This is a genomic window from Capsulimonas corticalis, assembly GCF_003574315.2.
Lineage (GTDB): Bacteria > Armatimonadota > Armatimonadia > Armatimonadales > Capsulimonadaceae > Capsulimonas > Capsulimonas corticalis.
Window position 1 is genome coordinate 6545226 of record NZ_AP025739.1, and the last position, 13953, is coordinate 6559178.

14 protein-coding genes are annotated in these 13953 nt (G+C 60.6%); 10 read left to right on the forward strand and 4 right to left on the reverse strand.

Annotated features, from left to right (window positions below; translation table 11 throughout):
• The first annotated feature begins 28 nt into the window (after positions 1-28).
• The 4 genes from D5261_RS28480 to D5261_RS28495 all read left to right on the forward strand — a co-directional run bounded on the left by D5261_RS28480 (position 29) and on the right by D5261_RS28495 (position 5381).
• On the forward strand, positions 29-676 hold the full coding sequence (locus D5261_RS28480) for a twin-arginine translocation signal domain-containing protein (RefSeq protein ID WP_119323086.1): 648 nt from the start codon (positions 29-31) through the stop codon (positions 674-676).
• A gap of 332 nt (positions 677-1008) precedes the next feature.
• Positions 1009-1500 (forward strand): GNAT family N-acetyltransferase, encoded by a 492-nt coding sequence (locus tag D5261_RS28485; protein WP_119323085.1) that lies wholly within the window; start codon positions 1009-1011, stop codon positions 1498-1500.
• The gene (locus D5261_RS28490) at positions 1487-4492 is read left to right on the forward strand and encodes an Ig-like domain-containing protein (protein WP_119323084.1); all 3006 of its coding nucleotides are present in this window, start codon (positions 1487-1489) and stop codon (positions 4490-4492) included. Before D5261_RS28485 ends, D5261_RS28490 begins: the two co-directional genes overlap by 14 nt.
• A gap of 187 nt (positions 4493-4679) precedes the next feature.
• The gene (locus tag D5261_RS28495; protein ID WP_119323083.1) at positions 4680-5381 is read left to right on the forward strand and encodes an NF038129 family PEP-CTERM protein; all 702 of its coding nucleotides are present in this window, start codon (positions 4680-4682) and stop codon (positions 5379-5381) included.
• Between the two features lie 97 nt (positions 5382-5478).
• Here the strand turns inward: D5261_RS28495 and D5261_RS28500 are convergent, their stop codons facing one another.
• From D5261_RS28500 to D5261_RS28510, 3 genes are read right to left on the reverse strand one after another with little or no spacing between them, the layout of a single operon-like run.
• Positions 5479-5697 (reverse strand): hypothetical protein, encoded by a 219-nt coding sequence (locus D5261_RS28500; RefSeq protein ID WP_119323082.1) that lies wholly within the window; start codon positions 5695-5697, stop codon positions 5479-5481.
• 7 nt (positions 5698-5704) lie between these two features.
• Positions 5705-5848: a hypothetical protein gene (locus D5261_RS28505; RefSeq protein WP_165864411.1), complete on the reverse strand. Its 144-nt coding sequence runs from the start codon at positions 5846-5848 to the stop codon at positions 5705-5707.
• Positions 5849-5904: 56 nt separating this feature from the next.
• Positions 5905-7887, reverse strand: a complete 1983-nt coding sequence (locus D5261_RS28510; RefSeq protein ID WP_165864410.1) for a putative glycoside hydrolase — start codon at positions 7885-7887, stop codon at positions 5905-5907.
• 184 nt (positions 7888-8071) lie between these two features.
• Here D5261_RS28510 and D5261_RS28515 point away from each other — a divergent pair, with 184 nt between their 5' ends.
• Together D5261_RS28515 and D5261_RS28520 are read left to right on the forward strand one after the other, a co-directional pair.
• Positions 8072-9289, forward strand: a complete 1218-nt coding sequence (locus tag D5261_RS28515; protein ID WP_119323080.1) for an iron-containing alcohol dehydrogenase — start codon at positions 8072-8074, stop codon at positions 9287-9289.
• Positions 9290-9401: 112 nt separating this feature from the next.
• Positions 9402-9989 carry a TetR/AcrR family transcriptional regulator gene (locus D5261_RS28520; protein WP_119323079.1) on the forward strand — a complete coding sequence of 196 codons (588 nt, stop codon included), beginning with the start codon at positions 9402-9404 and terminating at the stop codon, positions 9987-9989.
• A gap of 26 nt (positions 9990-10015) precedes the next feature.
• Here D5261_RS28520 and D5261_RS28525 read toward each other — a convergent pair whose 3' ends face one another.
• Complete coding sequence (locus D5261_RS28525; RefSeq protein ID WP_119323078.1) at positions 10016-10648, reverse strand: RICIN domain-containing protein; 633 nt, start codon at positions 10646-10648, stop codon at positions 10016-10018.
• Positions 10649-10869: 221 nt separating this feature from the next.
• On the opposite strand from D5261_RS28525, the gene D5261_RS28530 reads away from it, so the two are divergent.
• The 4 genes from D5261_RS28530 to D5261_RS28545 all read left to right on the forward strand — a co-directional run bounded on the left by D5261_RS28530 (position 10870) and on the right by D5261_RS28545 (position 13821).
• Positions 10870-11235: a hypothetical protein gene (locus tag D5261_RS28530; protein WP_125206152.1), complete on the forward strand. Its 366-nt coding sequence runs from the start codon at positions 10870-10872 to the stop codon at positions 11233-11235.
• Positions 11236-12088: 853 nt separating this feature from the next.
• Positions 12089-12484 carry a VOC family protein gene (locus D5261_RS28535; protein WP_119323076.1) on the forward strand — a complete coding sequence of 132 codons (396 nt, stop codon included), beginning with the start codon at positions 12089-12091 and terminating at the stop codon, positions 12482-12484.
• 72 nt (positions 12485-12556) lie between these two features.
• Positions 12557-13354 carry a class I SAM-dependent methyltransferase gene (locus D5261_RS28540; protein WP_119323075.1) on the forward strand — a complete coding sequence of 266 codons (798 nt, stop codon included), beginning with the start codon at positions 12557-12559 and terminating at the stop codon, positions 13352-13354.
• A 26-nt stretch (positions 13355-13380) separates the two neighbouring features.
• On the forward strand, positions 13381-13821 hold the full coding sequence (locus D5261_RS28545; protein WP_119323074.1) for an HflX-like GTP-binding protein: 441 nt from the start codon (positions 13381-13383) through the stop codon (positions 13819-13821).
• Positions 13822-13953: the final 132 nt, after the last annotated feature.

Genomic DNA, 13953 nt, shown 5'->3' on the forward strand with positions numbered 1-13953 from the left:
TTCGCATCACCGTCACAAAGGATACATTATGAACGTTATTAATATAGAGCCAATCGACCGGCGCGGCTTTTTGCGCGGCGCCGCGGCCCTTGCCGCCGCCGCGACAATCGGCATGGAAGCGCAGCCCGCGGCCGAAGCCGCTGCAACGGCAACCGCAGCCACGCACAGCACGTGCGCTCTGGCGTCGGCCAGCGGCCTGATCAATCCTACGGCGCTCGGCGTGGGCGGCGTCGGGACCGCGTACGCGCGGATCACGATCCAGGGTCACTTCGTTCCGGCGAACGCGACGGCGGCGCTGCGCTCCGTCAAAGCGCACTACGCCGTGTCGATCAACGGCAAGATCACCGATGTTCCGATGTACGCCTGGGCGGCATCTTCCGGCAAGCCGCAGAGCTCGACGATCAAAGTCCCTGTCGGCCCCGGCGCCGGCGTCCTGCTTTCCGTTGAGATCGGCTCACCGCAAACCGCCGAGGATTACTATTTCCTGTCGGCCGGAAGCACGCCCGGCATCGCAAAACTGGTCCCCGGCACATACGCGATCGTCGCGGGAACGCCGAACCTGTCCGGCTGCCGCCTGACACAATACAACGGCGCCCCCGCCCTGGTGCGCGGCGGCGCGACCGGCCCGGTTCCGGTCGATTTTGAGTACGTGCTGGTGACGGTAGCGGGAGTTTAGGAGGAGCTCGGGAAACTCGGCGTCGCGGGTTTCCCAGGTCCCCCCGGCGCTTCGGGGCAATCCACCCCGGCGCACCGCGTACTCCCTGGCAAACCCGCCCCGGCCCTGCGGGCTCCCCTCCCGCCGACGGGCAGGGTTTGTAAGATTACCTCTTATGGTGGCCGCGTGCGATAACACAATCTGAAATAACCCTTCCCGTCGCGGGAGGGGTGGCCCGAAGGGCCGGGGTGGGTTTGCCAGGGAGGGGTCGGCCGAAGGCCGGGGGTGGGTTTGCCCCCGATGCGCCAGGTTGGGTTAGGGCAGAGCCGATTGCGGCCGCAGGATAATAAAATATGATCACTTCACCGCAAGTCGAAATGCGGCCGGCGACCCCGGAGGATGATGAGTTCCTCTACACCGTCTACGCCAGCACGCGCGAACAAGAGCTTTTGGCGGCGCCCTGGGATAACGAACAAAAAGCGTCGTTTCTGCGCATGCAGTTCCAGGCCCAGCATACTTACTATCATGCGCAGTTTCCCGACGCGCGGTACGACGTACTGATCCGCGATGGCGAAGCAATCGGACGTTTATATACCGATCGTCGCAAAGACGAACTAAAAATTCTCGACATTGCCCTGCTGCCGCAGCATTGCGGCAAGGGCGTGGGAACACAACTCATCCGGATGTTCATGGATGAGGCGACGGCGCTGGGTCTGCCGGTTCGCCTGCACGTGGAGACATTCAACCGAGCCCAGCGGCTGTATGCGCGCCTGGGGTTCACCCAGGTCCAAAACGACGGCATCTACATTTTGATGGAATGGAACCCAACCAATGGCCACCAATGAAACGTTCTCTCCGCCGAGAACCGCTCTCGTGAGGCGAACACTCACGATCGTCGCCTCCTTTGCTCTCGTGAGCGCCAGCGTCGCCGCCACATCCGCCGCCACACTGACAGTTTCTCTGACGCCGACAGGCGGCCAATACGGCACGATCCAGGCCGCGATCAACGCCGCCAGCGATGGCGACACGATCAGCGTCACGGATGGCTTGTATAGCGCTAATGGCGATCACAATCTCACATTAACCGGTAAACACCTCACGATTCAGTCGCTGAATGGCCCGGCCGTAACGATCCTGGACAACAGCGGCGGATCGCTCTCCACGCCGCGTAATGCGGTGCTGTTCAGCGGACCAACGAATAACAACAGCGTTCTGAAAGGCTTCACGATCAAGAACAGCATCAGCAACAACGGCGGGGCCGTCGCGATCGTCGACTGCGCCGCCACCGTCGCCCAGTGCATTTTCATCAATAACCTCGCCGGCGCGGAGGGCGGCGCGATTGATGTCGTCACTAACAACATCGACGGCGGCGCGACGATCTCCCAGTGCTCCTTCCTCGGCAACACCGCCGGCGACCTGACCACGAATTCAGGCTTCGGCGGCGCGATTGGATGCACGGTCAATACGGGAACTGGACATCAGCAGAACGTCTCCATCACGAACTGCGTGTTCGACGGCAATCTGGCGACCTATGACGGCGGCGCTATCGACGTCGAGGGGTACACCTCCACAAGCCCCAAAGTCAGCGTCGTCAACTGTAGCTTCGCGCATAACAACGCAGACGGTTATGTCTCGCAAGCCTCTAACTTCCTGCCGTCTCCCAGCCCTGGCAGCCAGCCCGGCGTTGTGGATATCTTTGGCGGCATTGCAACACTGACGAACTGCATCCTTTACGGCGATACGGCCCCGACGGAGGTTTCGACCCTGAGTCCCGGTTTCACGGCCACCTACAGCGATATCCACCAATCCGGAGTCTCTGGAACGGGCGACACCAACCAGGATCCGATCTACTCCGACGCCAGCCATACCGATCCGACGCTGGACAACCTGCATCTGGCGATCAACTCCCCGGAAATCAACACCGGGCTAGCCGGCAATCAAACGAATGCGCTGGGCGGGATCGTTCCCACCATCGACCGCGACGGCCGCGTGCGCGACGCCTCCACGGATCTGGGCGCGTACGAATTTCTGGCGCCGGTCGCAAACGCCCAGGCTGTTACCGTCATCGAAAATACACCGACCGCCATCACCCTGACCGGCTCCGACCCGAATACCCCGGTTCGCCCCCTGACATATTCGATCGTCACCGGGCCGACTCAAGGCGTTCTCTCCGGGACCGCGCCGAATTTGACTTACACTCCCAGCGCGAATTACAGCGGCTCCGACTCCTTCACCTTTACGACCAACAACGGCCGATACACGAGCCCGGCGGCGATGGTATCCATCAACGTCACCCATGTCAACCAACAGCCGACGATCAATGCGATCCTCGACCAGACGGTCAATGAAAACGTCGGACCGCAGAACGTGGCGCTCTCGGGAATCACGCAGGGCGCCGGCGACACCGGACAGGCGATCATCATCGCCGCGTCCAGTAACAACCCGGCGCTGATCCCCACCCCGACAATCACCTACACCAGCGCGAATTCGACGGGGACGCTCACCTATACCCCGGCGGCGAACGCCTTCGGGACGGCGACCATCGCGGTCAAGGTCACGGACAACGGCGGAGTAGCCAACGGCGGCGTGGACACCAAAACGATCACTTTCAATATCGCCGTGAACCCAGTCGTGCTGACGCCGACGGCCAATAACCAGAGCGTCACAACAAACGAAAACACGGCGGTCGGCGTCACGCTGACGGGTTCGGACCCGAACGCTCCGCCAAAGCCCCTGACCTACGCGGTGACGACCAACCCGGCGCACGGGACACTTTCGGGAACCGCGCCGAACCTGACCTACACACCGAACACGGGATACTTTGGATCGGACAGCTTCCAGTTCACCGTGAACAACGGGACGCAGACCAGCGGGGCGGCGACGGTGTCGATCGCGGTAAACCGCGTCAACAACATCCCGACGATCGGCGCGGTCTCCGACCAGAACGTCTCGGAGAACAGCGGCGCGCATACGGTCAGCCTTTCGGCAATCAGCGCCGGAACCGGAGACAGCGACCAGACGGTCATCATCGCCGCGACAAGCAATAACCCGAGCCTGATCCCGGACCCAACCGTCACATACACCAATCCAAACACCACTGGATCGCTCACCTATACCCCGGCGGCAAACGCCTTCGGGACGGCGACCATCGCGGTCAAGGTCACGGACAACGGCGGAGTAGCCAACGGCGGCGTGAACACGAAAACGATCACGTTCCAGATCCATGTCTCCCAGGTCATCCTGGCGCCGACGGCCAACAACCAATCGGTCACCACGGCGCAGGACACGGCGGTCGGGATCACGCTCTCCGGCTCCGATCCCAATACCCCGCCCCAGCCGCTCACCTACACGGTGACGACGAACCCGACGCATGGGACGCTTTCGGGAACCGCGCCGAACCTGACCTACACGCCCAGCGCCGGCTACTTCGGCTCCGACAGCTTCACCTTCACGACGAGCAATGGCGCGCAGACCAGCAACACGGCGACGGTCTCGATCAACATCACGCAGGGTTCGGCGACCAACGTCACCGGCCAGATCACCGTGACTCGCGGCGGCTACGTTTACAACCGCACCACCGGCCACTACCGCCAGTCCGTCACACTGACCAACACCGGCGGCGCCGTCGCCGGCCCAATCTCGTTGGTCCTGGACGGCCTGACCGGCGCTGCGCTCACCAACGCGACCGGAACCACGGTTCAGACTGCCCCGGCAGGCAGCCCGTACGTCAACACATCCGGCCTCAGCGCGGGAGCGAGCACAAGCGTTGTCCTGGAATTCAACCACCAGCCCAGCGGATACACACCCCGCATATTGGCGGGCGGCGGAGCGCGATAGAAAAAGAGGCCCTCACCCCCCGGCCCCCTCTCCCAATTTTGGGAGAGGGGGAGTCAGAGGGAGTTTTTTATTTGGATCAAAGATCCAAATCTTACTCCTAACCCTCTCCCCGAATGAAGAGAGTTGGCGAAGGGCCGGGTGAGGGCCAGTTCGGATTACAGTAATTCACTTATCAAGGAAACCTCGAATGAAGAATCATCTGATCTCATACGCCGCTGCATTGACCCTCACCGCCTGCGCCCTGGCCGCCGCAGCGCCCGCTCAGGCGGGGACGCAGCATGTCACGGTCACGACCGGCGCGCTGAACGGCGCGGGCACATACTATGTCGAGTTCACGCTCACGGATGGATCTGGGCTGGGCGACGGCAATAGCTTTGCGGGCGTCTCGAACTTCTCCGTCAATGGCGGATCGCTCGGCGCGGTGCTGCCGCCGACCACCGGCGATGTCACCGGCAGTCTGGGCGCCGGTCATACGCTGGGTCTCACCGACAGCAACGCCGGCTCCGGCGGCCTGGCCGACTTCGCGCAGGGCTTCACAATCACCAATCCCAGCGCAACGCTCGGCTTCGATCTGACACTTACCGACACAAGCGTCGACCCCGTCACGCCCGACGGCTTCACCTTCCAATTGCTGGACGGAAGCTTCAACCCAATCGCCACCACCGGCCCAACCGGAACCGAGCTGGTTGGCGCCGACTTCACAAGCATCAGCCCGGGCGCCACGGGTTACTCCAGCAACGGCGTCTATTCGCCCCCAATCATCGCCACCATCAGCCCCGTCGTCAGCGCCACCGTTCCCGAACCCAGCGCCTACGCCGCGCTCGCCCTCGGCGCGCTCACCCTCGGCGGCGTGATGCTGCGCGGCCGACGCCGCGCCCGCGTCGCATAATCACTATTTAGCTTACGAAAAACGCCGTCCGATCCTCAGAGGATCGGACGGCGTTTTTATGTCTGAACGTTTTATGTCTGAGCGGCCAAAGCGGCGCTTACCGGGGTAATTTGCGCAGTTCAGCAAAACGGATTCCAGCAGCCGGTTCGTTGTTTTTCGGGTTCCGAGGAGCGTGCATCACGGCGATCACATCTCCGTAGGCAGGCGTGTCGGCGCGCGATGGCTTCAGGCTCCCAACGCCATGATATTGGACGCCGGCGATCTCGAAAACATAGTTGACGATATAGTCTCCGCGACACAGTCGAATGTTCGTCACACGAGCATCACTTGATCCAGTCGTAATCGTCCGGCGACGGTCCATAAAATCCCATATGCACGTAGCGCCATCGCGTCACAAACGCGGCGGCGAGGCTCAGTGCGAGCGCTAGCAGGATCGGAACGGAACGGCGGCGGAGCAAGCTCATCATGCGAGATGCGCGGGACCAACCCTTCGGGGAGATGGTTCTATCTTAGCATATCTCGATCATTTCCAAAGCAGCACGCGGCCGGATTGGGGGCGCAGGGTGACGGTCAGTTTTTTGCCGTCGGCGGTCAGGGTTCCGTCGAAGCAGACGTCGCGCAGATCGCCATCGCGGGGCGTGTCGATCGTGATGGTTTGGGGCTGACGTTCGGGATTGACCAGGGCGATCCCTTTTTCGAACATCCGGGAGTAGGCGCGGCCGTTAGCGAGGACTTTGCCCTGGGGCTTGCCTAGATCGACGGCGTAAAGATCGCGCGAGGCGCGCTTTTCGCACTCGTTCCCCATCGCGCTATACCAATCGCCCCACCCCATGCCGTAAAGGCGCGCGTAAGCATAGGTATAGAGGACGCGGTCGCTGCGGACGGCGGCGGGCTGGTCGAGGAAGTAGCTGAGGATAACCGGGACCTTGCCGTGACGCTCGGCGTCGGCCTGGAGTTCGCCCATGTACTTGGCGTCGGGCCATTCGGTGGTCGGCGCGACGACTCCGGAGCCGTACAGACACGATTCCCACATCTGGACATCCGAGTACGCCCACTGATCCGGCGTAATGCCGCTGTTGAGGATGACAATCTTGTCGTCGCCATAGCTTTTGACGACTTTGTACACACGCTGCATCAGCAGATTGTACATCTCAGTGTTCGTCTTGCCGTCGGAATGCGTGTGCTTGCCGAACTGATCGCCATAGCATTCCTGGATCGGGCCGGCGTTGTCGATGAAAATTCCGTCCACGCCCAGCGCCATGACCTTTTTGAGCTGCGCGATCGCGGCGTCCTGAAGATCGGCCTGATGCAGGCAGGTATTGTAAAGACCGGGGACATTCGCCTGCGCGCCCCACACGGATTGACGGGCCTTCCCCTCTTTGTCGTAAGCGATCCAATTTGGGTGTTTCGATAAGTCCATGTTCTCGTGGTCGACGATCTGCTCCCAGTTGCCCTTGAAGTACGCTTCGCCCTTCGGTCCGACCGCCTTTTGCGCCACGGAGTCCAGCATCTCCATAAAGTTGATGTACATGATCGCATGGCGCCTCGCCTTGTGCAGACGCGCGATGATCGCCGGATCGTTCGGGATATGCGAGACGAGCGGGAAGTCCGCGAACCATTCCTTGATCTCGGCGTCGCCCCACTGCTTCGGGGCGCAGGAGGCGAACGGCCAGCAGTTGTACTTATCAATGCCGCGCGCCCACTTCGGCGCGGGCCGCCCATAGTTCACCGCGCTCAGCGACGGCATATCCACGCCGACATTCAGCGCCGGGATCTTGCGAGCGCGCAGTTTGCGCAGCAAATCCGCCGCCTCCTGGGGCGTCTGAACGCTCACCAGCCCCATGCCCATGTTCAGCGACGATCCGCCGCCGATCAACTGGTTATTGGGAATGGCGTTGAGGAACGCCATATGGTCCGTGCTCGGCCCAAACCCAACCGTCTGTTTGGAAAACAGCGCCAGTCCGCCCGTGTCCTCGGGCAGATAAACCCAATCATAAGCGCCGATTCGGTCGTACGTCGCAGGATCCGTTTCCCGCGCCACGGGACCAACGGCGCCCGGAACCTCGGGCGTCTTGCCGTTCCCCTCCCACGACCAGAAGAAATAATCCGAATGCAGCGCGCCCAGGCTTTTGAGTTTGCTCACCAAATAAATCCCCGGCAGATCTTTGTAAGCGCTCACATCCAGAATAAACTGCCGATTGCCGGTGACTGGATAAACGATCTCTACATTCGTTCCCTTGTCATCCTGATGCACGGCAGGCGCGCCCGCAGGCGCGGTCGGCTCCACCCACGCGCCGTCCTGAATGATGCTCGTCTTCAGATGATATGTTTTGCCGGGCGTCTTAAGCTCGATCCGCGCATTCGACAAACTGACCGTCGCCGTATACCCGTCCGTCGCCACCACCGCGCCGCCATCCTCGACACGCGCGCTGGGATCGGCGAGCGCCGGAAGCGAGGCGCCGAGAAGACAGAAGACCGTCAGAAAAGATCGCGAGGTTGGGTGCATTGATTCGACTCCGTAAGCGTTTACGGACATTGTAACAGAGTTTACTCCAGGTGTCAAATGATCACGCCCCAGCGCTTTCCTCACGAAGCCGCAAAAATCGTTCGTCCAATCCGGAACCATTCTAAGACAATCCGAGTTCATAATTTTAGACCGACCGGTCGTATTTAAATATAAGGATATCACCATGAACTCGTTTGCGATCTACACACCTACTCGGATCTTCTTCGGCCCCGACCAGCGAGCTTCCTTCGCCGAATCCGCCGCGCGGCTGGGCAAGCATGCATTTGTCGTCACGGGCGGCGGCAGCGTGGAGCGGTTGGGATATTTGAAGCATGTGACCGACGCTCTCACGGCGGCGGGCGTTACGATTTCTTACTTCAGCGGCGTCGAGCCAAATCCAGAGGCGGCGACAATCAATCGCGCGGCGGCGCAGCTGAAGGCGGCGGGCGCGGACTTTGTGGTGGCGGTGGGCGGCGGGTCGGTGATGGACGCCGCGAAGGGCATCGCGGCGCTCGCGTACACCGGTGAGGAGGATATCTGGCCGTTTGTCATCGGGGAGTCGCGTGCGTTTCAGCTGGGCGGCGCCATTCCGATCGCGGCCGTTCCCACCACCACGGCGACAGCGTCGGAGGTCACGCCCTTCGCCGTCATTTCCAATCGCGCGGCGCGCGGCAAATCCATCCTGATCGCCGAGTTCCTGAAGCCGCAGGCGGCTTGGCTGAATCCGGAGTATACGACCGGCCTCTCGCCGGTGACGACGCAGGACGGCGCGGCGGACATCCTCAGCCATATCTTCGAAAGTTATCTCCTCGGCGGCAATGAGTCGCCGCTGGCCGATCGCTACTCCGAAGGCGTGATCCATACCGTCATCGAAACGCTTCCGCGCGTTCTGGAAAACCCCGCCGACACCGCCGCGCGCGGCGATCTGTTCTGGGCCTCGACGCTGGCGCTCAACGACTACCAGAAAGCCGGCCGCAGTGAATCGCAGTTCGTACTGCACGCCATCGAGCACGCCCTCAGCGCCCACCAGCCCAGCCTTGCCCACGGACGCGGCCTCGCCACACTCTATCCCGCCTACCTGCGCTGGCTCCTCGTGAACGGCCGCGCCCAGGACCGCATCGCCCAGCTCGGCGAGCGTATCTTCGGCCTGACCGGAACCGAGCAGGAGCGAGCCGGGGGATTCATCGCCCGGTTTGAGGACTGGCTGGCGGCGAACGGCCTGCTCCAGTCGCTGGAAGAACTCGGCTTTCACGAAAGCGACTACGCCTCCATCGCCAATTACGCCGTCACTACCTATGGTGACGGCCGTGAATTGGACGCCCTAGGATCCCTTCCCGCTTCCGAAATCGTCGCGATCTTCCAGGCGACGGCCTCTCAGGGCAAGACGCTGGCGGCGGCGTAAGGAAACGCCCTCGGCCCCTATGGGGTCGAGGGCGTCCTCACCAAACGCGGTCGCGTTTGCAGTATACTGAAACCCTCGGACAAATTTTGTGAGATCGAGGACGGCGGCAGTTATGCGTCAAAAGAACAGCGATAAACCCAGCGTGCGCGACCGGATCGTGGTGGCCGCGCTGGATCAGTTCCATACAGAGGGGTATAACGGACGCGGCGTGCAGGAGATCGCGGACGCGGCGGGTGTGCCGAAGGGGACGTTTTACAACCACTTCAAAAGCAAGGAATTGCTGGCGCTCGACGTGCTCCAGCTCTATATCGAGGGCAACAGTCCCGAGATGCTGCTGGACACCAGCCAGCCGCCGCTGGAGCGACTGCGCGCGCACTTCGGGTTCATCTCCCGGCGCTACGCGGAATGCGGATTCTCACGCGGCTGTCTTTTGGGCAACTTCAGCGCGGAGATGGCCGATGTCAGTCCCGCGCTGCGCGAAGCGCTGGACAAGGCGTTCGGCGACTGGACCCAAGGCGTCGCCTCGCTTCTGCGCGAAGCCCAGGCGGCTGGCCAGATCGACTCCCGTCACGATCCCGAACTGCTCGCCCGATTCCTCATCAACTCCTGGGAAGGCGCCTTGCTTCGGATGAAGGTCGTCAAAGCGCGCCAGCCACTGGACGATTTCTATGATGTCTGCTTCGGAGTCTTGCTCAAATAACACGGCGAAGCAGCCGTCGGGGTGAATTACGCCGGCGCACTATGCGTCCCACGCTTAGTTTTCTTCGCTTTAGGCTTCGGATGCACAGGCGCATGGGCCGCCGGATCGGCCTGCGTCCCGGCGATCACGACATCGACGGGCATCATGGACCACTGCTGATTGGGATAACCGCTGCGCGGCCACTGATCGATGGTCCCCGCCTCGGCAGTCGCGCTGCCCGCCACTTCGAGGTACTGTCCGCTGCCCCGATTGATGATCCAGAAGGTTCCATCCCCCACGTTTTGCAGCGCCCACTGCTGGGACGGCAACGCGGTATACGGCTCCTGAGCGCACTTCGCGCCATTGGCGGTCGGAGTATCAACAACGGTGAGCGCCTGCGCGCTATTCACGTTGGCGATTTCCCAGTACCCTCCGTCCACCGGCAGCACCTTCCACTGCTGGTTTTTCGTCCCATGATATGTATACTGAAAGACCTGCGCGCCGGCCGTAACCGAGCTGCCCGCCACATCCGCGACCTTCCCGCTGTTCACATTGATCAGTTGATACGTAACACCCTGCGCCTCCGACGCCGGATCCTGCGCACACGCCGGCATACCCGCCAGCGTTAACCCAGCTCCAACCGCCAGCGCCATCAATCGAAGCTTATCTTGGTTAGTCATGGATGCTCTTATTTTCCGATGAGAATTTACGATAACGTTTGCGCATGCGCTGCTGTCAGCATATCATAAAGTTTGCTCGCTGTCAATTTTGCCGCACAGATATTTTGTAATATTTGCGCTAATTACGACACATTTACAGCATCGGCTTTGACGCCTTTTACAATTTCTTGTGGATCAGGCGATATGACTATGGGATCCCTCCACGACCTAAGAGAGATGCGATGCAAAACTCAGCACAAAAAACGCCTCGAATGTCAAAAGGCTGGCGCGCCATCACTGTCAACGATCAGAAGTATTTATGGATCGCAAGGCTTATGGACCCATGGATCTTTTGCCCGCACCCTTACGCTCCGACGGAGCGCACAGGCGACGTGCTGATCCGGATTCCAGACAACGCCAGCCAGACATTGACGATCAAGGTTGATGACGAGATTCTCCAAACGCCAGAGCACAATGGATCCGTTACGCCGAGAATGATACGCCGTTTTATCCTTGGCGCCCTCGCACGCGGCTGGGACCCAATGCAGAGCAGCGAGGCAATCGATCTGCAAGAAACAAAAATACTTCTCAAAAGGACAGATGACTAGCCAAAGGCGATATCGTATGGAGCAAGGAGATTGCGTCTTCGGCGTCAGACGTTCGTGTATTGATCATGACCGATATCAATAAATACAATCCGTATCCGGATACATTTTCGATTTCCTGCCCGAGCTGTGGCCGGGAAGCAACATTCGCCTTTCCTTTCGTTTTGCTGATGACACAGTCAACGTGTCTTGAATAACAAATCCATCGGGTCGCGCTGCCGGGACATCAAACGGAAATATGGGGAGGCTGGCTTGTCATCGTCCAATTTCCAGACCTTTATCCATGGACGCGGCCTGCAAGAAACTGTCACCAACGCCAGGACTGGGGAGCCTGCAAATGTCCGCACTGCGGCCGGCGTACGAAGCACCGACTGGAATGGCCGCGTGACGCTTACTTCACCTGTGAAGTCCGAGGTCACACTCTCTGGGCATGGCCCCGCAATCATACGACGGCGCTTAAGAGATACATTGAATCCCACGAGCGCAAACAGTATCACGCCTACTTTTTATTTTTGCGACATATTCCCAAGGTCTTCCTGCTGGCGAAGAACCGAACTTCTGTCATCAAACAACTGGATCGCCTGCTGGATGAAAGCGCCCTCAAATAAGAACGTCCGGATTTGACGACACCGATGGCGTGACCAAGCGCGAAAAGGCTGACGATCTCCAGTCGTGATGTCTCCTCCACCGAAGCAAACAACTTCCTTGCCGGCAAGAGCAGGAAAGCCGAGGCTCCGTGGTGTATGTTGGGCCAAACGGGCGTCTCTCGGGACGGGGTGCGCGATGGCTTCATGGTCCAACGCAGCGCGTGCGCTTTACTCCATCCGTGCATAAATCCAGATGAGGAGACGTAACGATGAAACGTGTCACTGGCATCGGCGGGATTTTCTTTAAGTCGAAGGATCCAAAAGCGCTGACCGATTGGTACGCAAGCCATCTCGGCGTTCCGATCGGCGAGCATGGGGAAGTGATGTTCCAATGGCGCGGCGCGGAGCATCCGGCGGAGGAAGGCGTCACCGTTTGGGCGCCGTTTCCCGAGGATACAGACTATTTCGAACCAACAAAGGCTGCGTTCATGGTCAATTACCGGGTGGATGACCTCGACGCTCTCCTTGAAGCGCTAAAAGCGGAAGGTGTCGAGATCGATCCGAAGCGCGAAGATTTCGACTATGGCCGCTTCGCCTGGATCATTGATCCCGAAGGAAATCGGATCGAACTGTGGGAGCCGCCAAAAGGACAGCAAACGGCATAGCGTCTGAGCGGCTCGGATCCTAAGATACGCAGCGCGCCCGCTTTACTCTATTCGCGCATAATTTGGGTTAATATGGACGATTCAGTCAGCAACAGCGATGTACGGGACGTGTGGGACGCGAACGCCGAGTTTTGGGACGCGCATATGGGTGAGGAGGGCAACACCTTCCACCGCGAGCTGGTCGCGCCGGCGGCCGAGCGGCTGCTGGAAGTCCAGAGCGGCGAACGTGTGCTGGAGATCGCCTGCGGCACGGGCTTATTCGCCCGGAGGATGGTGGAGCTTGGCGCGCGTGTTCTCGCGACTGATGTGAGCGGGGTGATGGTGCGCATGGCGCGCCAGAAGTTCGCCGACGCCAGCGCTCCGATTGAGTTCCGTCAGCTCGATGCGGCGGATCCCGCGCAGATGGGCGCGCTTCCAGAGAACGGCTTCGACGCCGCCGTCTGCAATATGGCGCTGTTCGACATGATCGAAATCGCCCCACTCTTCCAGGGGCTCGCGCGCGCGCTCGTCCCCGGCGGTCGTTTCGTCTTCACGATTTGCCACCCAAGCTTCAACACCAACGCCAGCATCCGCATGGTCGAACAGGAAGACCGTGAGGGCGAGATCCTCACGTGTCACTCCATGAAGGTGACAAAGTACAAGGGTCTGGGGCCGGCCCGCGCCATCGGGATCGTCGGTCAGCCCCGCGTACAGCACACCTTCCACCGCCCTCTCAGCAACCTCCTCGATCCCGCCTTCGCCGCCGGCTTCAGCCTCGATGGTCTTCTGGAGCCGTCGTTTATCAGCGCCGCCGACAGCAAACGCTCGCTGGAGATGCGAAACTTCGCCGAGTTCCCCATGGTGCTCGCGGGACGACTGCGACTGCGTTAGCATCCCCAACGCGGACGGAGGCGATCATGAACCACAAACCATTGGCGGCAGCCATTCCGCCTGGCGCACGAATCATCATCGCGGCCCTTGTCCCCGCCAAAGGCGATGAAGACCATCCGCTCGTGGCTGCCGTAACCAAAGCCGTGGAAGCCACGGGAGCAGCCGTTGTCGGAACCCTCATCCAGCGGCGAGGCGTTTCTCGCGCGCGCAGGCCGGGAGGAACGAAGAAGCTGCGAGCTCCATTGAACGCCGCCACACACATCGGTAAGGGCAAAGCCACGGAACTGGCGGAGATGGTCACACTCCTGCGGGCAGAAGCAATCGTCTTCTGCAACCTATTGACAGGAACACAGCGCCGAAACCTGGAGCAGATGACAGGCGTAGTTGTGCTCATTTACAGGCCGACGACAGACACCTCTCTCGCTGTCCTACACACATATGGCTCTGAGCCTTCACACATGAATTGAATATTGGCGCAGATTTCAGGGCGGACGCTTTCATCGCCGAAAGCGTCCGCCTTCTGTCGTGCGGACCGCGCAAATTCCAATAGCAGGGAGGTATAAAGAAACCATGCCCATCCTAAAAGCCGGACACAATTG